This window comes from Paraburkholderia phymatum STM815 (assembly GCF_000020045.1).
GTDB classification, from domain to species: Bacteria; Pseudomonadota; Gammaproteobacteria; order Burkholderiales; family Burkholderiaceae; genus Paraburkholderia; species Paraburkholderia phymatum.
In genome coordinates, this window is sequence record NC_010623.1 from 1,438,847 (window position 1) to 1,455,936 (window position 17,090).

Below are 17,090 nucleotides of genomic sequence, written 5' to 3' on the forward strand. Positions count from 1 at the left end.
TTATGGATTAATGCAAGTACGGTTGTATAATCCGCGCCTTGAGCTTTTGCACGGAGACTGCGGTGTCGCTGCGTTCCAAGGTGTGGGTGACGATGGTTTTGTTGTGCGCGTCAATGGCGGCGCAGGCAGAGTACAAGGAAGTGTGGAATCCGCCCGAAGCGGCGCGCGGCGCTCAGCGCGCGCAGCACGCCCCGCATGCGAAGGCGTCCGCGCCGCACGCGAAGGCTGTTGTGGCGAAGCCCGTTGCGCCCGCTAAGACGAAAGCGAAATCGAAGTCGAAGTCGAGCGAGCCACATGGCGCTGCCGTCAAAAGCTGGCACGCGACGGGCGTCAAGGCCACACACGCCAAACCGTCTGAGGCAGCAGCAAAGCCTGGGCCGGCAGCGGCGAAGCCCACGCAGGCCGCGGCAAGTCCGGCCATTCAACCGGGCAACGGCTCGACGCCGCGAGACCTTCCGCCCATCCTCCACTAAACCCGCACCGATGCGCTCACTGGGCGCTCAGTCCGTTCGTCACGAGCCGCAACGATTCGATCGAGCGTGCGTCGCGCACCCGCGAATGCAGCACCACGCGCGATTCCGGCAACGTCGGTAAACCGAGGCGTGCGCCAGAATCCACGAGCCCGCGCGGCGCGACGCGCTTTGCCAGCGGCGACACGGCCAGTCCCGCCGCTGCCGCCGCGCCCACAGCCTGCACGCCACCGCCGATGAACGCCTCGCGCCACGCGATGCCCGCACCGTCCAGCGTACGCAGCGCAACCGAGCGCACGTTGCAAGGCGCGGCGAGCAGCGCGAGCGGCAAAGGCTCGCCCGCGCGCGGCTGCCAGTCGGGCCTCGCGAGCCATGACAATGGTTCGGTGAAGAGCAGCTGGCCGTCGTCGCGCGGCACCTCGTCCGGTTCATAGCGCACAACCACGGCGTCGAGCCGCCGTTCGTCGAACTGCTGCAACAGCGGCACCGACGATCCCATGTGCAGTTCCAGCACCAGCGCGGGATCGTGCGCATTCACGCGCGCGAGCAGTGCAGCGAGGTCGGCTCCCGCCACGTGCTCGCTCAAACCCAGCACGAGCCGCCGCTTCTGAGCCGATAACGCGCCGAGCGCCCGGTCGTGCGCGCCTAACAGGTTGCGCGCGCCGTCGAGAAACGCCTCGCCATCCGCCGACAGCCGCACCACGCGCGGCGTGCGCTCCAGCAACTGCTTGCCGATGTGCGCTTCCAGCCGCTTCAGCTTCAGGCTGACGGCGGATTGCGTGGTGTCGAGCGCATCGGCGGCGCGCGTGAAGCTGCGCAGGTCGGCGACGAGTACGAACGCGCGCACAGCATCGAGGTCGAGCACTTTCATTTCAGATGAAAATAGATGAAATATGCAGCTATGTCTGTTCAACATGATACCCCCGAGCTAATCTGAACGCACTTGCTCTTCATTCACAGGAGTTCGACATGCCTCTCACCCGCATCGCACTTCGCGCCGGCAAGCCGGCCGCATATCGTCAGGCGCTTACGGAAGGCATCCAGCGCGCGCTGATCGCCGAGTTCAATGTGCCCGAGGACGACATCTTCATGGTCATCAGCGAGCAGGACGAGAGCAACTTCGTCTACAACCGTAATTACCTCGACATCCAGCGCAGCGACGATTTCGTGCTGATCCAGCTCACCGTGACCAACTCGCGCACGCAGGAGCAGAAGAAGGCCCTCTACAAGCGCATCGTGGATAATCTCGCGGAATATCCGGGCGTACGGCGAGAGGACGTGTTTATCAACCTTGTCGAGGTGCTGAAGGAGAACTGGTCGTTCGGCAACGGGATCGCGCAATACGCGCTGTGAGCGTTCGCGCGCGTCGGGCGAAGGTGGCGAAGGTGGCGTCGCTATAATGGCCCACACCTTCATCCGTTCGTCAGCCGACGCGTACGCGAGCCATGACATCCGATAACAACGACACATCCCACGACCCTTTGCAGTTTGGCGGCTCCGTCTGGTTTCGCTCCGGCGAGCAGGCGCTTGGGGGCGCGCAGCGCATCGCGCTGCTGGCGGCGATCGGCGAGACGGGATCGATCACCGCAGGTGCCAGAGCCGTCGGCATGAGCTATAAGGCCGCGTGGGATGCCGTCGATGCGATGAACAACCTCGCGGGCGAAACGCTCGTCATCCGTTCGACGGGCGGCAAGGGTGGCGGCGGCACGACGCTGACGCCGCGCGCGCTGACGCTGATCGACACGTTTCGCGCCGTCGACCGTGAGCATCGGTTGTTTCTGGAGCGCGCGGGCGCGGCGATCGCCCGTTTCTCCGACGACTGGCAACTGATCGGCCGCATCGGTATGAAGACGAGCGCGCGCAACCAGTTGTACGGCAAGGTCAGCGCGATCCAGCGCGGCACCGTCAACGACGAGATCGCGCTGGCGCTGCCCGGCGGACAGCGCGTCGTCGCCATCGTCACGCACGAAAGCACGGAGACGCTCGCGCTGGCGGTCGGCGCGGAAGCGGTGGCGCTCGTGAAGGCGTCGTCGGTGCTGCTGGTCGCCGACGACGGCACGTCGGACCGGCTTTCGACGCGCAACCGGTTGCGCGGGACGGTGTCGGTCGTGCAGCGTGGAGCGCTGAATGCGGAAGTGTCGCTGACGCTGGAAGGCGGTGCCGTCGTGACGTCGGTCGTCACGAACGAAAGCGTCGCGGAATTAGGCGTTGCCGAAGGGCAGGTGCTCGTGGCCGCGTTCAAGGCGTCGAGCGTGATTCTGGGCGTAACGGCCTAACGGCGTAACGGCCTGACGCCTGACGGCCTCTAAGGACCGTCACGAAACCGTCCGCGGATAGCCCTTGAACGGCACGTTCTGACGCACACTGCCGTCATATACCTGCACGACCTGATCGCCGAATGCGGCGACATCGTCGGGATCGTGCGTAATCAACAGCATCGGAATATCGAGCTGCGTTTGCAGGTCCGACAGTTCGCGCCGCATGCGCGCGCGCAGTGCGTGATCGAGCGCAGAGAACGGCTCGTCGAGCAGCAGCAGGCGCGGCTGCGCGACCAGCGCCCGCGCCAGCGCCACGCGCTGCTTCTGTCCCCCCGAAAGCTGCGTCGGATAAAGACCAGCCACGTCTTTTAAATCGAGCGCATCGAGCCAGTAGTCGATCTGCGGATACGAAAAGCGCCGCCCCGGATTCAGCCAGCCTGTGTGCATCCCGAAACCGATGTTCTGCCGCACATTCAGATGCGGAAACAGCGCGTAGTCCTGAAACAGATACGCGAGACGGCGCGCCTGCGGCTTCTGGTCGATGCCGCGTGCGCTGTCAAACAGCGCGTCGCCCTGCAGCACGATCTGGCCTTCGTCGGGACGCAGCAGCCCGGCGATCGCCTGCAGCGTCAGGCTCTTGCCCGCGCCCGACGGCCCGAACAGCACCATGCGCTGCGAGGTCGCCGTGAACGACACGTCCAGCCTGAACTCGCGTTCGGCGGAGCGCAGAGTCTTGCGGATATCGACGGTGAGCGGCATGTCAGCGGGACGTCATCAGCGAATGTTGCGGTACGAGCCGGCCGGCCAGCACCAGGATCACGACGCAGGTGACCGAGGTCACGAGCACAAGGAAATTAGCCGTGTTGTCGTCGCCCGCTTGCACGGCGGCATAGACGGCCACGGAAAGTGTCTGTGTGCGGCCAGGCAGATTGCCCGCAATCATCAGCGTCGCGCCGAACTCGCCGAGCGCACGTGCAAACGCGAGCAGCGCGCCCGCGAGAATGCCGCGCGACGCGAGCGGCAGCGTCACGCGAAAGAAGAGCGCCGTTTCGCTGACCCCGAGCGTGCGCGCGGCGCGCTCCAGTTGTGGATCGACGGATTCGAACGCGGCCCGCGCCGACTTCAGCACGAGCGGAAACGCGACGACCATCGACGCGATCACCGCGCCTTGCCACGTGAACACAAGCTGGATACCGAAGCGGTCGAGCCACGCGCCGACCAAGCCGCGCCGGCCGAGCAGCACGAGCAGGTAATAGCCGAGCACCGTCGGCGGCATCACGAGCGGCAGCGTCAGCAGCGAATCGATCAGATCGCGCGCGCCCGAGCGCCAGCGCGACAAGCCGAAGCCGGCCGCGACGCCGAACACAATGTTCAGCGCAGTCGCCCAGCCCGCGACTTTCAGCGACAGCATCAGCGGGATCAAGGCCTGTTCCATGTCGGCGAGCGGCTCAGTGCGCCGGCCGGAAGCCGTACTTCGCCAGCACGGCCTGGCCCGCCGGCGACAGCACGAAGGCGATAAACGACTGCGCGTCGGCGGCATGCTTGCTGCCTTCGACCTGCGCGATCGGATAGCGGATCGGCGTCGTCGTCGGCACGGTCAGCGCGACCTTGACCTTGCCGGGCATCACGGCGGCGTCGCTGCCGAACACGAAACCGGCGTCGACTTCACCGCGCGACACGTAATCGAGGCTCTGGCGCACATTCGACGCGAGCACGCCCTTGCTGCTGACTGAATCCCATACGCCCGCCGCCTTCAGCGCCCCTTCCGTGTAGCGGCCGACGGGCACGGATGCCGGGTCGCCATACGCAATGCGCCTGACGCTCGCCGAGGTCAGTTCGTTCAGATTCGACGGCGCGAGCTTGCTGTCGGTCGGCACGATCAGCACGAGCGAGTTCGCGGCAAAGTCCTTGCGCGTCGACGGCACGATCACGTTTTGCCCGGCGGCCTTGTCCATTGCTTTCTGGTCGGCGGACGCAAATACGTCGGCGGGCGCGCCCTTCACGATCTGCTGCATCAGCACGTCGGAGGCGCCGAAGTTGAACAGCAGTCTGGTGCCCGGACGTTCCTTCTCATAGGCATCGCCGACGGCCTTGAACGCGTTGGTCAGGCTGGCGGCCGCCGACACGACCAGCTCGTCGGCGCGTGCCTGTGCGCCGAACGCAAACGAAATCGCGCTCGCGACGAGCAGGCCAGGTTTTACAAAGCGGATCATCGACGGAAGGGACATGTCAGCGTGGCGCCGGATCAACCGGGAGTGTTGAAAACGCCATCGTAATATATGTCTGGTTACAGCGCCGGACATGTTGAACATATGGCGCGCAAGCTTGCCCATTTCATGTGTTTTTATGCGTCGGAATCGGGTAGCGGCAATGCGACGTTGCGCGTTTTCTGCAACGGCGCGACGGGCGAAGCAGGTGAAGCAGGTGAAGCCGGGCTCTCGATGTCGCGCAGCCCCTTCCAGCGCGCGCGCACGAACGGCCGGTCGTGGCCGGAAACTTTCAGCGCGATATGCGTGACCCAGCGCTGGGTGGGCAGATGAAGCTTGTGCAGGCCGAGCGTGAGAACCATCAGGCTCACCACGACGGGCGCGACGGGCAGGCGTCCCGGCGGCGTCGCATTCCACGCGATACGAACGAACACCAGCGCCGCGAGCGCGCCCACGAGGCAGCCGGTGATCGCTTCCGACGGCGAGTGCGCTTCGATGACGACGCGCGAAAGACCGACTGTCGCGCCGCCCAGCAGCGCGAGGACCACGCCGGCCACGCGCACGGCGGGGGGCGCGGACAGCAGCACGAGAAAGGCCGCCACGGGGAAGACGGCGGTGGCGAACATCGAGTGTCCGCTCAGGCCGGTGAAATCCCATACGCGCACGCCGATACCCCAGCCCAGGAAAGCGATTTTCGTCGCTGTGACAAAGGCAATGGCTACGCCGAGCAGGAACAGCCAACCAGCCGCGAGCCGCCACGAATAGCCGACGGCCAGCCACAACGCGATAGCGAAGGCGAGCGGCAGCGTCAGGCCGGCGCCGCCGAAGTTCGTAATCAGATACCAGAAGTGAGACGGGAGGTGAGACATGGGCAGTTGGGATTGAAGACTTGTGTTCCGGGCGCAATCTCGTGCGACTCGCGCGTATTCTATAAGTATAGGGGTAGCAGTTCCGTCGCAGACGCCAACCGAAAACGCGAAAACTGACAGATGCTAGGACAATTCGGAAATCATCAGATGGAAAGCCCGTCGCGGCGAGCTTTCTCCGAAAACAGGCTCCGTTGATGTCGGCATCGCACGGAGATTGATGTTATTGTGCATTGCACAAGTCTGCCTGCCCGCAGACAGCATCGATCCCTATTTGCGAGAAAATCTATGCCAAAAAGCCTCACGAAGATCTGGCTCGGCGGCCTGAAACGCCTGTTCGCGATTCAATCGGAGCATGTTCAAGCGACGCTGAAGCGCAAGCCCAAACCCAAACGGACCTCGACCCGTAGCGCGACACGCCCTGCGCAGACGGTCGCGAAGCCGTCTGCGAAGATTCGCCCGACCGTCACCCGCGACGTGCCGCAGCGCGGTACCCGCGAATCGCGCGTGCGGCCGCGTGCCGCCGCCTGGGCGAGCGGTTCGTGGACCCGCTCGTTCCACTCCGCGCCCGCCGCGCCCGGCAGCCTCGTCAATCATCTGCAATACGGGCTGTATCTGCCCGCCGGCAAGCCCGTCAAGCGCGCGCCGCTGATCGTGATGCTGCATGGCTGTACCCAATCGATCGACGAGTTCGCCGAAGGCACGCGTATGAACCTGCTCGCCGACCGCTATGGCTTTGCCGTCGTGTATCCCGAGCAGTCGAAGCACGCGCACGCGCATCGCTGCTGGCATTGGTACGACGATACCGACCGCGCCGGGCGGGCAGAAGCGCGCGCCGTGGTATCGCTGGTCGATGCGCTCGTCGAAACGCACGGTTTCGACCGCGAGCGTATCTATGTGGCGGGCATCTCGGCAGGCGCGGGACTCACCTCGCTGCTGGCGCTGCACTTTCCTGAGCATTTCGCGGCTGTTGCATTGCATTCGGGCCCCGCGTTCGGCGAAGCGCACTCCGGCATCACCGCCATGGACGTAATGCGCCGGGGCACACGGCAGGACCCCGTCGCGCTCGTCGATGCCGTCGCGGACGTGACGGCCTATCCCGGCATGCCCGCCATCATTTTGCAGGGCGAGGCGGATCGCGTTGTGGCGCCCGTCAACGCCGAGCAACTGACCGAGCAGTTCCTGCGGCTGAACGGCATCGTCGATGCGCAAGGCGTGCGCAAGGTCGGCGACGTCAAGGAAGACCGCAAGGCGACCGTCACGACACGCGATTACACGCGCGGCGGACGACGCATCGTGCGTCTTTGCCGCGTCCACGGGCTCGGCCACGCGTGGAGTGGCGGCGACGACGCGGTACCGTTTCACTCGTCGAAGGGACCGGATGCTTCGAGTCTGTTATGGGACTTCTTCCGGCACCAACGCCGGGCCGAGTCGGCGCGGCCCGTTTCTCGCACCGCGGAGAGCGCCCGGCAGCGCGCTAGTTGACAAATTGCCACATTTCGAATTTAGCGCTGGTACATGCCTAGGGTTTTCCCTATAATAGGGGTTATCCCTAGGTGTCAGTCACCAAACGCCAAATTCGAGGTTCACCATGTATCTGATCAGCCGCCTTTTCCTGTTTCTGACGAAGTCCTACGACCAGCGCGTCAAAGAGCAGCAGGACGCCTACCTCGCCGAAGCTACTGACCTGTACGATCTGGAATTCCGCATGCGCAAGATCGACCGCGAAGCGCAACTGCGCCAGCCGTCGTGGATGAGCCAGCACTAATCGGCAGGTCGGGCCGGCGCAACAGCTGGCCATGAAAGACGCTCAGCGCGAGCGCAACACGCCATAGCGCGCCAGAGTTTGCTGTCGCGCTTTTGCATGTTCGACGACAGGGTGCGGGTAGTCTTTCCCCAGCACCACGCCCCAATCCTCCAGGTCGTCGGGATCTGCCTGCCACGGCGCGTGAATCCACTTCGCGGGCACCTTCCCCAGTTCCGGCAAGAAGCGCTTGATAAAGAGCCCTTGCGAATCGAATTTCTCCGATTGCGTCACCGGGTTGAAAATCCGGAACCAGGGTTGCGCGTCGCAGCCCGTCGATGCCGCCCATTGCCAGCCGCCGTTATTCGCAGAAAAGTCGAAGTCGTTGAGTTTTTCCTCGAAGTAGCGCTCGCCGCGCCGCCAGTCGATTCCCAGATCCTTCACCAGAAAGCTGGCCGTCACCATTCGCAGACGGTTGTGCATGAAGCCGGTTCGGTTCAGTTGCAGCATCGCGGCGTCGACGAGCGGGTAGCCCGTGCGTCCGTCGCACCACGCGGCGAACAGCGCATCGGCGTCTTTGCCCGTTTCCCAGCGCAGCGCGTCGAACTCGCGCTTGAACGACTCACGTTTCGCGATATGCGGATGATGCGCGAGGATCATGAAGTAGAAGTCCCGCCAGATCAGTTCCGACAGCCACGTGGCGGCCCCTTGGCCCCCTGGCCGCAGAGACATTTCGTGCGCGAGCCGCGCGAGCGTGCGGATCGAAACCGTGCCGAAGCGCAAATGCACCGAGAGATGACTTGTGCCGCGTGCGGCGGGTAAGTCGCGTCGCTCGGCGTAGCTGTCGATGCGCGTCAGAAAATCTTCGAGCCGCGCCTGCGCGCCGCTCATGCCTGCCTGCAGTTCTGTCTCAGCCAGTTTGCCTGGCGCGAAGCCCATTTTCGCGAGCGTCGGCCATGCGTGATCGAGCGTGCGCGGCGGACGCGCAAGACTTTGCGAATAGCGTTCGACGGGATAGGGCTTCAGATCGAACGGCGTCAGTTGCTTGAGCCACGCGTTTTTGTAAGGCGTGAACACGGCGAAAGGCTTGCGCTGGCCGTTGAGCAGTTCGTCGCGCTCGAAAATCACCTGATCTTTGAACGTAAGCAACCGCCGTCCATCGGCGCGCAGACGATCGGCGACTGTCTCATCGCGTTCGATGGCGCTTGGCTCGTAGTCGTGGTTGGTGAAGACCGCATCGACGGGGAGCTGAGCGGCGAGCTTTGGGATCGCATCGACGGGATCGCCGTGCAGCACGATCAGTGCGCCGCCGCCTTCCTCCAGCGAGCGGTCGAGCTCCTCGACAGACGCGAGGATGAACTCGATCCGTGCGTCCTGCACCTTGCCGGCGTGAGCATTGCGCCGGTGCGCCCAGTTGATCAGCGGCTGAAGAATGGTCGTGTCGAACACGAACGCGCACCAGACCCGCTCGCAATGTCGGAGCGCGTAATACAGAGCCGCGTTGTCGCCCGTGCGCAGATCGCGGCGAAACCACACGAGTCCGTTCTTGAAGTGTGCATCGAGTTGGTAGGCGCGGGTCATGTGATGGCGACGAGGACGAAAGGACCGTCGATGATAGTGTCCGTCGCGTGCAAACCCAATGCCCGGCGCGCCTTGAACCGACGCAAAAATGAAGCAGCGCCCGCCTTTCGCGCGAAAGGCGGGCGCTGCCCAAGAAGGAACGCAAGTTAAGCCCGCAGATCAGACGATCTTCACGCGCACGTCGACGTTGCCGCGCGTCGCGTTCGAGTACGGGAAAAGCTGATCCGCGGCGTTGACGAGATCCTGGGCGGCTGCGTGGGCCAGTCGAACTGGTACGGGCATAAACTTGTTGAACCAATAATTAGTGTGCAAACTAAAATGCCGGTCGACACAGTAGCGCGAACGCGCGCTCGATCAATCACGTTCGAGGTAGTCGATTAGCGTGCCGCGCAATTGCTGGAGATCGTCGCGCAGCCGCACGAGAAAGTCGTGAGGTTGCTGGGTCGCGCAAAAGATTTCTTTCGGCACGTCGCGCGCACTGCGCTTGAGCGTGACGCCCGATTTCGTCAGCCGGACGAACACGAGCCGCTCGTCTTCGGTGCCGCGCGCGCGCTCGATATACCCTTGCGCTTCGAGCCGCTTCAACAACGGCGTCACCGTCGCCGAATCGAGGTTCAGGCGCGCGGCTATGTCCTTTACGGTAACGTCGTCGCTTTCCCACAGGATGAGCATCGTCAGATACTGCGGGTAGGTGAGGCCGAGCCGGTCGAGAATCGGCTTATAGGCTTTCGTCATCGCAAGGGACGTCGAATAGAGCGCGAAGCAGAGTTGCTGATCGAGCGTGGCGGGAAAGGCGGTGCGCTGGGTCATGGGCATCCCCTTGAAGCGATGCGTGCGAATGGATTGCGTGCAAACTATTGTGCCGAAAAATTCGGCGCATGGCATCGGTGCTTCACCTCGTAGCGCACGAAGCCCGCGCCGCTTGCCCGGCGCGGGTTCAACCGGCATAGCCGGCGCTGCCGCTCAGGGCGAGGGCGAAGAGGAAGAGTCGGAAGTGAGCGGCTGGCCGGGCGATTGCACGCCGAAGCAGCCGCGATACGTCGCGTAGAACGAGCAATAGAGCATCGTCGTGACGATGATCGACGCGGGCATCAGGATCACCAGCGCGAGATCTCCCGCGCCCATCGCCTGAAGCAGCCAGGACAGTCCGATCGAGACAGTCGTCGCGACGGCAAACCACAGCGCACCGTACACGAGGAACGCGCCGCGATTGCGCCAGCAGCTGACGATGCTGAAGAACATCGCCTTGATGGTCGGCACGTCGTGCCATGCGGTGAGAACGGGCGCGAACCAGAACAGCATCGCGACGGGCACGTAGAAGGCGAGCGCCGTCAGCACGGCAAGCGGAATGTCGCTATTGGCGACGGCTTCCGGCTGCATCGACTCGCCGCTGATCATCAGATGCAGCAGCATGCCGCCGTCCGCGAGCGCGGAGCCCGTCAGCACGACGGCCATCGCGATGATGTACAGCACGCCGAGCAGCAGCAGGCGCTTCGCGACCTGGCTGCCGTATGAGCGGAAGCCGTCGACGAGAATGGTGGGCAGCACCGGCTTGCCCGCGATCGTGTCGCGGCACGCCGCCATGAAGCCGACGGCGACGCCCGGAATCAGCATCAGCGGAAGCACGCCGCCGATGATGGGAATCAGCGAAATCGCCGTCATCGCGAGCAGGTACGCGAAGAACAGCGTCAGAAACGCAAGCGGATTCCTGCGAAAAAGCCAGATGCCTTGCCGGAACCACACGTAGCCGGTTTTCGCCGGAACTTCGATCAGTTGCATGAGCTGTGAGTGCTTAGAGTGCGGCGCCCGCGAGACGCTCGCGGAGGATGCGTTCAAAATGGCCGGGGTCGTGTGGCTTGAGCAGTTCGGCGGCGCGCGGCATATGGAAATCATACAGGCGCGACACCCAGAAACGATACGCACCCGCGCGCAACATGTCACCCCAGTGCCGGGCTTCGGCGGGTGTGAACGGGCGAACCGTCTGATAGGCGCGCAACATGGCTTCGACGCGCGCTTCGTCGAGCTTGCCCGTGGCAAGGTCGACGCACCAGTCGTTCACGGTGACGGCGACGTCGAAAAGCCACTTGTCGCAGCCCGCGAAGTAGAAATCGAAGAAGCCGCCCAGTTCCACCTCATGATGCGTGCCGGGCGCCGCGTGCGCGAACAGCACGTTGTCGCGGAACAGATCGCAATGACAGGGGCCTCCGGGCAGTGACGCGTAATCGGCCGACGCGAAGAACGCCTGCTGATGCGCGAGTTCTTCCGTGAGCAGGGTGCGCCGCGCATCCGACAGAAACGGCGCGATGCTCGGCACCGTTTCCTGCCACCACGGCAGGCTCCGCAGATTCGGCTGATGATGTGCGAAGTCGCGTCCAGCAAGGTGCAGACGTGCGAGCATTTGCCCCACTTCGACGCAGTGCGCGGCGCCCGGCGCCAGCTCTGGCGCGCCGTCGAGCTTCGTGACGATGGTCGCGGGCTTGCCGTTGAGCATGCCGAACAGCGCGCCGTCGTCGCGCGGCATCGGGTCCGGCACGGGCACGCGATGCGAGGCCAGATGGCGCATCAGATCGAGATAGAACGGCAACTGCTGGGCCGTCAGCTTTTCGAAGATCGTGAGGACGTACTCGCCGCGCGTGGTCGTCAGAAAGAAATTGCTGTTCTCGATACCGGATGTAATGCCGCGAAATTCGACGACTTCGCCGAGATCGTAGTGGCGCATCCAATCTGCGAGTTGGGCTTCGGTGACAGCGGTGAAAACGGCCATGCGTGGGGGCGTCGATTCAGGTTGATCGGCTGGCGTCATGCCAGTGGCAAGTCGGGACAAGCGGGTTAAGAGCGTCGTGAGGGCGCTTGGGGTCGACGCAAAGCCGGCGCGCGTCCTGCGACGGCGCGCCGGCCCGGTTGGATCAGTAATGCAGGTTCACGGACGGCAGGCGCGCGGGCGGCTTGCCGGATTCGTAGACGCGCGGCGACGTATCCGCGGGCGCGCTCATCTGGTAGCGCGTGCCGAAGTTCGAGCGCACGTCGATTTCGACGGGCTTGCCCTTGTCGCGGTATTCGGTGATTTCAGTGCCGTTGCCGCTGCGTTCGTAGAAGCTCGGCGTGCGCGGCTGGTTGATCTCGACTTTCGAGCTGACTTCGGCCGCGGGACGGTTGATCGCTCTCAGATCCGGCAGGCCGGCCCGTTCGTTGGCTTCGGCTTGAGCGTCTGCGGCTGCCTTGTCTTGGGCGGACGGGGCAGGCTGGGCAGCCATCGCGACGCCGCTGACGGCCAGCATCAGCGCAACTGCGACGGGGAAGAGCGGCTTCATGGTGTTTCTCCGATTAGGTGGCCCAATTCTAGCAAATCCACTGCTGCCAACGGGCGCGAGTCATGGGCGATCGCCTTATTTTGCGCGCTTCCCGCGCGACCTGCAGAAAGCGCGCCGCTGCGTGGCAGGCACCGCGTAAAACTGTCGATGAGCGGGCACCATGTCATCGGCGAGCAGGGGTTCCGTGGTAATGTCGTTGCATCAATCGAGGCGAACGAAGATGAACTACGAGACCAATCAACGCGCGGTGCACGTGCCCGTCAATGCGTTCCCGACCGAGGCCTTCGACGACGCAGCCGACGCCGTCACGCGCCTGTCCGCGATCTATGAAGCGAACACGTCGTTCCTGCGCGACGCGTTTGCGCGCTACCGCCGCAACGAGCCATTCGACCGGCGCGTGCGCGCGTGCTATCCGTTCGTGCGCGTGCGCACGGAGACCAACACGCATGTCGACTCACGCCGTTCGTACGGCTTCGTCGCGGGTCCGGGCGTGTTCGAAACGACGGTCACGCGGCCCGATCTGTTCGGCAATTACTATCGCGAGCAATTGCGCCTGCTGGTGAAGAACCATCATGTGTCGGTGGAAGTGGGTGTGTCCGATCAACCCATTCCCATTCACTTCGCATTCGCCGAAGGCATTCACCTCGAAGGCGACCTGGACCGCGAGCGCCTGCTGGCGATGCGCGACGTGTTCGACGCGCCCGATCTCGCGCTGCTCGACGACCGCATTGTCAACGGCACCTATGAGCCGCTGCCGGGCGAGCCACATCCGCTCGCACTCTTCACGGCGGCGCGCGTCGACTTCTCGCTGCACCGGCTCAAGCACTATACGGCTACGTCGCCGACGCATTGCCAGAACTACGTGCTGTACACAAACTACCAGTTCTATATCGACGAATTCGTGAAGCTCGGCCGCACGATGATGACGAAGACCGACGACGCGGATCTGCGCGCGTACCGCAGCGAGTACACGTCGTTCGTCGAACCGGGCGACGTGACCACGTACAACGCGAATCTCGGCGAGCAGGAAGACGAGGGCCACGCGCCGCCGCGGCTGCCGCAGATGCCTGCGTATCACTTGAAGCGCGCGGACGGCAGCGGCATCACGATGATCAATATCGGCGTCGGGCCGTCGAATGCGAAGACGATCACCGATCACATCGCGGTGCTGCGTCCGCATGCGTGGATCATGCTCGGCCATTGTGCAGGGCTGCGCAATACGCAGCGTCTCGGCGACTACGTGCTCGCGCACGGCTACGTGCGCGAGGATCACGTGCTCGACGACGATCTGCCGCTGTGGGTGCCGATTCCGGCGCTCGCCGAAGTGCAGGTCGCGCTCGAGCGGGCAGTGGCGCAGGTCACGCAGCTCGACGGCGCCGAACTGAAGCGCGTGATGCGCACGGGGACCGTGGCGAGCGTCGATAACCGCAACTGGGAACTGCGCGATCATCGAGAGCCGGTGCTGCGTCTGTCGCAAAGCCGCGCAATCGCGCTCGACATGGAAAGCGCGACCATTGCCGCGAACGGCTTCCGGTTTCGCGTGCCGTACGGCACGCTGCTATGCGTGTCGGACAAGCCCTTGCACGGCGAGTTGAAGCTGCCGGGCATGGCGGACCAGTTTTATCGCGCGCAAGTCGATCAGCATCTGCAGATCGGCGTGAAAGCGATGGAGATTCTGCGCACCAACGGCTTGCATAAACTGCATAGCCGGAAGCTGCGCAGTTTTGCGGAAGTGGCGTTTCAGTAAGCGTCAGCGCGCGTCAGAAGTACGGGAGGGCGATGAGCCCTGCCAACGCGCCGCCTCCCAGCAGCCACAACGGGTGAATGCGCGTCTTGAATCCAAGCGCCGCGCACACACCCGTGATCGCCCACGCAAGCCAGGACGTATCCGACGAACGTGCGATCAGCATTGCACTCGCGGCGACGAGCCCGGCTGTGACAGGCACGAGTCCTTTCTGCGCGACGCGCCGCCACGGGCGGTCCTTAAAGCGGTTCCACGCATGCATCGCGAGGATCGTCACGATGGACGACGGCCCGAACTTCGCCAGCGACGTCACCAGCATCCCCGCCCAGCCGGCCACATGCCAGCCGACCAGTGTGACGACCATCATGTTCGGTCCGGGGGCGGCCTGCGCCAGTGCGAAGAGCGCGCTGAACTCGGTGGCCGGCATCCAGTGATGCACTTCGACGACCTGGCGCTGCATCTCTGGCAGGATGGTGTTGCCGCCGCCGAAGGCGAGCAGCGAAAGCTGGCTGAAAATGACGGCGAGCGCGATCAGCGTTTCGATCATTTCGACACCCCCTTGTGACGCGCACTTGCGCTCGCCGCCTTCGTCCGTTCCACGCGCGATGCGATAAAGATGCTGAGCGGCGTCAGCACGAGCATCGTCGGCAACAGTGGGAAGCGCAGCAGTGCGATCGCGACGAAACCGAGTGCAGCGATCGTTGCGGCGCGCGGGTCGTGTCGCAGCGGCATCAGGATCTTGACGGCCATCGCGACGAGCAGCCCCGCCGCCGCAGCAGCCAGGCCGGCGAACAGATGCTTGATGTGCGGATCGTTCTGCGTATGTTCGTATAGCACGCCGAGCGCGATCACGACCAGCGAAGGCCCGGCGATCAGTCCGAGTATGCCCGCCAGCGCGCCGCGCCAGCCGCGAAACTTCATGCCGAGTGCCACCGACAGATTGATCACATTGCCGCCCGGCAGGAACTGGCACAGGCCGAGCAGATCGGTGAACTCGGCGGCGTTCAGCCAGCGGTGCTGGTCGACGATGGTTCGCCGCGCCAGCGGCAGCGCGCCGCCGAACGAGGTGAGCCCAAGGCCCAGAAAGCCCATGAAGATTTCGCGCGTGGTCGGAGCGGGCGCGTGCTCCGTCGCGTCGGTGTGCTGATCCATGATGTTCACTATCCAGTACAAGCTGTGAAGATTAGCGCCGTTCGACCCGCCCTCAAAACGATTTCTTGGGCAAATCTTTGTGATCTAGAATCACAAGGATGAACCGCAAGCTTCCTCCCTTTCCGGCGCTGCGAGCCTTCGAAGCCGCGGCGCGGCACGACAGTTTCACGGCTGCCGCAGACGAACTCCATGTGACGCACGGTGCGATCAGCCGGCAGGTTGCCGCGTTCGAGGCGTGGGTTGGCGTGCAGGTCTTTCATCGCAATGGCAAGCGCGTGCGGCTCACGGAAGACGGCCGGCGCTACGTGTCGAAGATTCAGGCGGCGTTCGACAGCATCGCGGCCGCGACCGATCAGTTGCGCGACACGGGCGTCGTGCATGTGCTGCGGGTCAATGCGCTGCCTACTTTCGCAATGAAGTGGCTATTGCCGAGGCTGTCGCAGTTTCAGCGGATGGCGCCGAACGTCGAGTTGCGGCTCGCGACCTCGAATGCGCCCGTCGAGACATTGGAGAGCTTTGACGTCGCCGTGCGGCGCGGGCCTGCGCACTGGCCCAATTGCGCGAGCGGACGGTTTCTGGAAGAGATCGAAATCCCGGTATGCAGTCCGGCGTTGCTGCAACGCACGCCTATTCACAGCGCCGACGATCTCGCGCGTCACGTACTGCTGCATTCGGATACGCGGCCGGACGCATGGCATCACTGGCTGCAGGCTGCGGGCGTCAAGGCGAAGTGCCGCAAGAAGCAGTCGTTCGACCATTTCTATCTTGCGTTGCAGGCGGCCGTGGATGGGCTGGGCGTCGCGCTTGGACCGTTGCCGCTCGTCGACGATGAACTGAAGTCGGGGCGGCTCGTCACGCCGCTGGACGGACCGCGCATCGATGCGCGCGGTTACTGGTGGGTCGCGCGGCGCGAGGTGGCGAATGCGCCGCTCGTCGAGCAGTTCTGCCGCTGGCTCGAAGCGCAGGCGGCAAACGATGCGCGTGCACCGTTCGCCGACCGTGCATCAGACGATCACAGATAGAACATCCGGTCTTCGTCCGACTTCGCGGGATGCGCCTCCGGCTCTTCGCGCTCTTCGTAGAACGCGAGCACCGCTTCGAGCACCTGGTCGGGATCGTCGATCACCTGCATCAGGTTCATGTCGTCGGGATTGATGAGGCCCATCGGCACCAGCTGCGACTCGAACCACGCGAGCAGCCCCTTCCAGAACTCCGCGCCGACCAGAATGATGGGCACATGGCGCGACTTTTTCGTCTGAATGAGCGTGAGGACTTCCGCCAGTTCATCCAGCGTGCCGAAGCCGCCCGGCATCACGATCACGGCATCCGAGTTCTTCACGAAGGTGACCTTGCGCGTGAAGAAGTGACGGAAGCGCAGCGAGATGTCCTGCCACTGGTTGCCGGACTGCTCGTGCGGCAACTCGATATTCAGGCCGACGGACGGCGCCTTGCCGGCATGCGCGCCTTTGTTGGCCGCTTCCATGATGCCGGGGCCGCCGCCGGAGATGACCGCGAAGCCCGCATCGGAGAGCTTGCGCGCGATTGTGGTGGCCAGTTTGTAGTACGGCGAGTTCGGTTTCAGACGCGCCGAACCATAGATGCTCACGGCCGGCCGGATCTCCGACAGGTACTCGGTCGCCTCGATAAACTCTGCCATAATCGTGAACATCTGCCACGATGCGCGGGCCTTCTTGGCTGTTGCGCGCTCTTGATCTGCGAGCGATCGCAGACTCGGAATCACTTTTCTCTTAGTCATA

Annotated in this window: 20 protein-coding genes and 1 pseudogene; 7 read left to right on the plus strand and 14 right to left on the minus strand. The window is 64.0% G+C overall.

The features are described from left to right. Positions 1 to 62 precede the first annotated feature (62 nt). Positions 63 to 473, plus strand: coding sequence for a hypothetical protein (locus tag BPHY_RS22135; protein WP_041764538.1), 411 nt, complete (start codon positions 63 to 65; stop codon positions 471 to 473). Positions 474 to 489: 16 nt separating this feature from the next. Here the strand turns inward: BPHY_RS22135 and BPHY_RS22140 are convergent, their stop codons facing one another. Next, positions 490 to 1,341: a LysR family transcriptional regulator gene (locus tag BPHY_RS22140; protein WP_012403687.1), complete on the minus strand. Its 852-nt coding sequence runs from the start codon at positions 1,339 to 1,341 to the stop codon at positions 490 to 492. Between the two features lie 98 nt (positions 1,342 to 1,439). On the opposite strand from BPHY_RS22140, the gene BPHY_RS22145 reads away from it, so the two are divergent. Both BPHY_RS22145 and BPHY_RS22150 read left to right on the plus strand, forming a co-directional pair. After that, entirely contained in the window at positions 1,440 to 1,823 is a 384-nt protein-coding gene (locus BPHY_RS22145; protein ID WP_012403688.1) for a tautomerase family protein, read from the plus strand. Between the two features lie 92 nt (positions 1,824 to 1,915). Beyond that, positions 1,916 to 2,746: a TOBE domain-containing protein gene (locus tag BPHY_RS22150; protein ID WP_012403689.1), complete on the plus strand. Its 831-nt coding sequence runs from the start codon at positions 1,916 to 1,918 to the stop codon at positions 2,744 to 2,746. A 39-nt stretch (positions 2,747 to 2,785) separates the two neighbouring features. On the opposite strand, the gene BPHY_RS22155 is transcribed toward BPHY_RS22150, so the two are convergent. The 4 genes from BPHY_RS22155 to BPHY_RS22170 form a co-directional block, all read right to left on the minus strand. Then, on the minus strand, positions 2,786 to 3,487 hold the full coding sequence (locus BPHY_RS22155; RefSeq protein WP_012403690.1) for an ATP-binding cassette domain-containing protein: 702 nt from the start codon (positions 3,485 to 3,487) through the stop codon (positions 2,786 to 2,788). A gap of 1 nt (position 3,488) precedes the next feature. Continuing rightward, positions 3,489 to 4,163: a molybdate ABC transporter permease subunit gene (gene modB, locus BPHY_RS22160; protein ID WP_012403691.1), complete on the minus strand. Its 675-nt coding sequence runs from the start codon at positions 4,161 to 4,163 to the stop codon at positions 3,489 to 3,491. Between the two features lie 13 nt (positions 4,164 to 4,176). Then, on the minus strand, positions 4,177 to 4,956 hold the full coding sequence (gene modA, locus BPHY_RS22165; protein WP_012403692.1) for a molybdate ABC transporter substrate-binding protein: 780 nt from the start codon (positions 4,954 to 4,956) through the stop codon (positions 4,177 to 4,179). A 116-nt stretch (positions 4,957 to 5,072) separates the two neighbouring features. Then, a complete protein-coding gene (locus BPHY_RS22170) occupies positions 5,073 to 5,804 on the minus strand; it encodes a phosphatase PAP2 family protein (protein ID WP_012403693.1) in 732 nt (243 codons plus the stop codon). 285 nt (positions 5,805 to 6,089) lie between these two features. Between BPHY_RS22170 and BPHY_RS22175 the strand changes: the two genes are divergently transcribed. After that, complete coding sequence (locus BPHY_RS22175) at positions 6,090 to 7,286, plus strand: extracellular catalytic domain type 1 short-chain-length polyhydroxyalkanoate depolymerase (protein ID WP_012403694.1); 1,197 nt, start codon at positions 6,090 to 6,092, stop codon at positions 7,284 to 7,286. Positions 7,287 to 7,392: 106 nt separating this feature from the next. Then, on the plus strand, positions 7,393 to 7,569 hold the full coding sequence (locus tag BPHY_RS39705; protein ID WP_012403695.1) for a DUF3563 domain-containing protein: 177 nt from the start codon (positions 7,393 to 7,395) through the stop codon (positions 7,567 to 7,569). A 42-nt stretch (positions 7,570 to 7,611) separates the two neighbouring features. Here the strand turns inward: BPHY_RS39705 and BPHY_RS22180 are convergent, their stop codons facing one another. The 6 genes and pseudogenes from BPHY_RS22180 to BPHY_RS22200 all read right to left on the minus strand — a co-directional run bounded on the left by BPHY_RS22180 (position 7,612) and on the right by BPHY_RS22200 (position 12,437). After that, the gene (locus tag BPHY_RS22180; protein ID WP_012403696.1) at positions 7,612 to 9,126 is read right to left on the minus strand and encodes a cryptochrome/photolyase family protein; all 1,515 of its coding nucleotides are present in this window, start codon (positions 9,124 to 9,126) and stop codon (positions 7,612 to 7,614) included. A gap of 159 nt (positions 9,127 to 9,285) precedes the next feature. Next, positions 9,286 to 9,381 (minus strand): annotated as a pseudogene (locus tag BPHY_RS39710) (organic hydroperoxide resistance protein); the annotation flags it as partial. 99 nt (positions 9,382 to 9,480) lie between these two features. Further along, complete coding sequence (locus tag BPHY_RS22185; protein ID WP_041765249.1) at positions 9,481 to 9,936, minus strand: MarR family winged helix-turn-helix transcriptional regulator; 456 nt, start codon at positions 9,934 to 9,936, stop codon at positions 9,481 to 9,483. 153 nt (positions 9,937 to 10,089) lie between these two features. Continuing rightward, the gene (locus BPHY_RS22190) at positions 10,090 to 10,905 is read right to left on the minus strand and encodes a BPSS1780 family membrane protein (protein ID WP_012403698.1); all 816 of its coding nucleotides are present in this window, start codon (positions 10,903 to 10,905) and stop codon (positions 10,090 to 10,092) included. A gap of 13 nt (positions 10,906 to 10,918) precedes the next feature. Then, positions 10,919 to 11,890 carry a homoserine kinase gene (locus tag BPHY_RS22195; protein ID WP_012403699.1) on the minus strand — a complete coding sequence of 324 codons (972 nt, stop codon included), beginning with the start codon at positions 11,888 to 11,890 and terminating at the stop codon, positions 10,919 to 10,921. Positions 11,891 to 12,032: 142 nt separating this feature from the next. Beyond that, positions 12,033 to 12,437 carry a hypothetical protein gene (locus BPHY_RS22200; protein WP_012403700.1) on the minus strand — a complete coding sequence of 135 codons (405 nt, stop codon included), beginning with the start codon at positions 12,435 to 12,437 and terminating at the stop codon, positions 12,033 to 12,035. A 220-nt stretch (positions 12,438 to 12,657) separates the two neighbouring features. On the opposite strand from BPHY_RS22200, the gene BPHY_RS22205 reads away from it, so the two are divergent. Beyond that, entirely contained in the window at positions 12,658 to 14,184 is a 1,527-nt protein-coding gene (locus BPHY_RS22205) for an AMP nucleosidase (RefSeq protein ID WP_041765251.1), read from the plus strand. A 13-nt stretch (positions 14,185 to 14,197) separates the two neighbouring features. Here BPHY_RS22205 and BPHY_RS22210 read toward each other — a convergent pair whose 3' ends face one another. Further along, entirely contained in the window at positions 14,198 to 14,728 is a 531-nt protein-coding gene (locus BPHY_RS22210) for a chromate transporter (RefSeq protein ID WP_012403702.1), read from the minus strand. Next, positions 14,725 to 15,333: a chromate transporter gene (locus BPHY_RS22215; protein ID WP_012403703.1), complete on the minus strand. Its 609-nt coding sequence runs from the start codon at positions 15,331 to 15,333 to the stop codon at positions 14,725 to 14,727. The genes BPHY_RS22210 and BPHY_RS22215 overlap by 4 nt, the downstream gene beginning before the upstream one ends. A gap of 98 nt (positions 15,334 to 15,431) precedes the next feature. On the opposite strand from BPHY_RS22215, the gene BPHY_RS22220 reads away from it, so the two are divergent. Continuing rightward, entirely contained in the window at positions 15,432 to 16,355 is a 924-nt protein-coding gene (locus tag BPHY_RS22220; protein ID WP_012403704.1) for a transcriptional regulator GcvA, read from the plus strand. On the opposite strand, the gene BPHY_RS22225 is transcribed toward BPHY_RS22220, so the two are convergent. Beyond that, positions 16,346 to 17,089: an LOG family protein gene (locus BPHY_RS22225; protein WP_012403705.1), complete on the minus strand. Its 744-nt coding sequence runs from the start codon at positions 17,087 to 17,089 to the stop codon at positions 16,346 to 16,348. The two genes, BPHY_RS22220 and BPHY_RS22225, sit on opposite strands and share 10 nt — an antisense overlap. Position 17,090: the final 1 nt, after the last annotated feature.

Excerpts from the sequence above, each read along its gene's own strand:
- BPHY_RS22140 (WP_012403687.1), bottom strand. The coding sequence starts at position 1,341 with ATGAAAGTGCTCGACCTCGATGCTGTGCGCGCGTTCGTACTCGTCGCC.
- BPHY_RS22145 (WP_012403688.1), top strand. The coding sequence starts at position 1,440 with ATGCCTCTCACCCGCATCGCACTTCGCGCCGGCAAGCCGGCCGCATAT.
- BPHY_RS22150 (WP_012403689.1), top strand. The coding sequence starts at position 1,916 with ATGACATCCGATAACAACGACACATCCCACGACCCTTTGCAGTTTGGC.
- BPHY_RS22155 (WP_012403690.1), bottom strand. The coding sequence starts at position 3,487 with ATGCCGCTCACCGTCGATATCCGCAAGACTCTGCGCTCCGCCGAACGC.
- modB (WP_012403691.1), bottom strand. The coding sequence starts at position 4,163 with ATGGAACAGGCCTTGATCCCGCTGATGCTGTCGCTGAAAGTCGCGGGC.
- modA (WP_012403692.1), bottom strand. The coding sequence starts at position 4,956 with ATGTCCCTTCCGTCGATGATCCGCTTTGTAAAACCTGGCCTGCTCGTC.
- BPHY_RS22170 (WP_012403693.1), bottom strand. The coding sequence starts at position 5,804 with ATGTCTCACCTCCCGTCTCACTTCTGGTATCTGATTACGAACTTCGGC.
- BPHY_RS22175 (WP_012403694.1), top strand. The coding sequence starts at position 6,090 with ATGCCAAAAAGCCTCACGAAGATCTGGCTCGGCGGCCTGAAACGCCTG.
- BPHY_RS39705 (WP_012403695.1), top strand. The coding sequence starts at position 7,393 with ATGTATCTGATCAGCCGCCTTTTCCTGTTTCTGACGAAGTCCTACGAC.
- BPHY_RS22180 (WP_012403696.1), bottom strand. The coding sequence starts at position 9,126 with ATGACCCGCGCCTACCAACTCGATGCACACTTCAAGAACGGACTCGTG.
- BPHY_RS22185 (WP_041765249.1), bottom strand. The coding sequence starts at position 9,936 with ATGACCCAGCGCACCGCCTTTCCCGCCACGCTCGATCAGCAACTCTGC.
- BPHY_RS22190 (WP_012403698.1), bottom strand. The coding sequence starts at position 10,905 with ATGCAACTGATCGAAGTTCCGGCGAAAACCGGCTACGTGTGGTTCCGG.
- BPHY_RS22195 (WP_012403699.1), bottom strand. The coding sequence starts at position 11,890 with ATGGCCGTTTTCACCGCTGTCACCGAAGCCCAACTCGCAGATTGGATG.
- BPHY_RS22200 (WP_012403700.1), bottom strand. The coding sequence starts at position 12,437 with ATGAAGCCGCTCTTCCCCGTCGCAGTTGCGCTGATGCTGGCCGTCAGC.
- BPHY_RS22205 (WP_041765251.1), top strand. The coding sequence starts at position 12,658 with ATGAACTACGAGACCAATCAACGCGCGGTGCACGTGCCCGTCAATGCG.
- BPHY_RS22210 (WP_012403702.1), bottom strand. The coding sequence starts at position 14,728 with ATGATCGAAACGCTGATCGCGCTCGCCGTCATTTTCAGCCAGCTTTCG.
- BPHY_RS22215 (WP_012403703.1), bottom strand. The coding sequence starts at position 15,333 with ATGGATCAGCACACCGACGCGACGGAGCACGCGCCCGCTCCGACCACG.
- BPHY_RS22220 (WP_012403704.1), top strand. The coding sequence starts at position 15,432 with ATGAACCGCAAGCTTCCTCCCTTTCCGGCGCTGCGAGCCTTCGAAGCC.
- BPHY_RS22225 (WP_012403705.1), bottom strand. The coding sequence starts at position 17,089 with ATGACTAAGAGAAAAGTGATTCCGAGTCTGCGATCGCTCGCAGATCAA.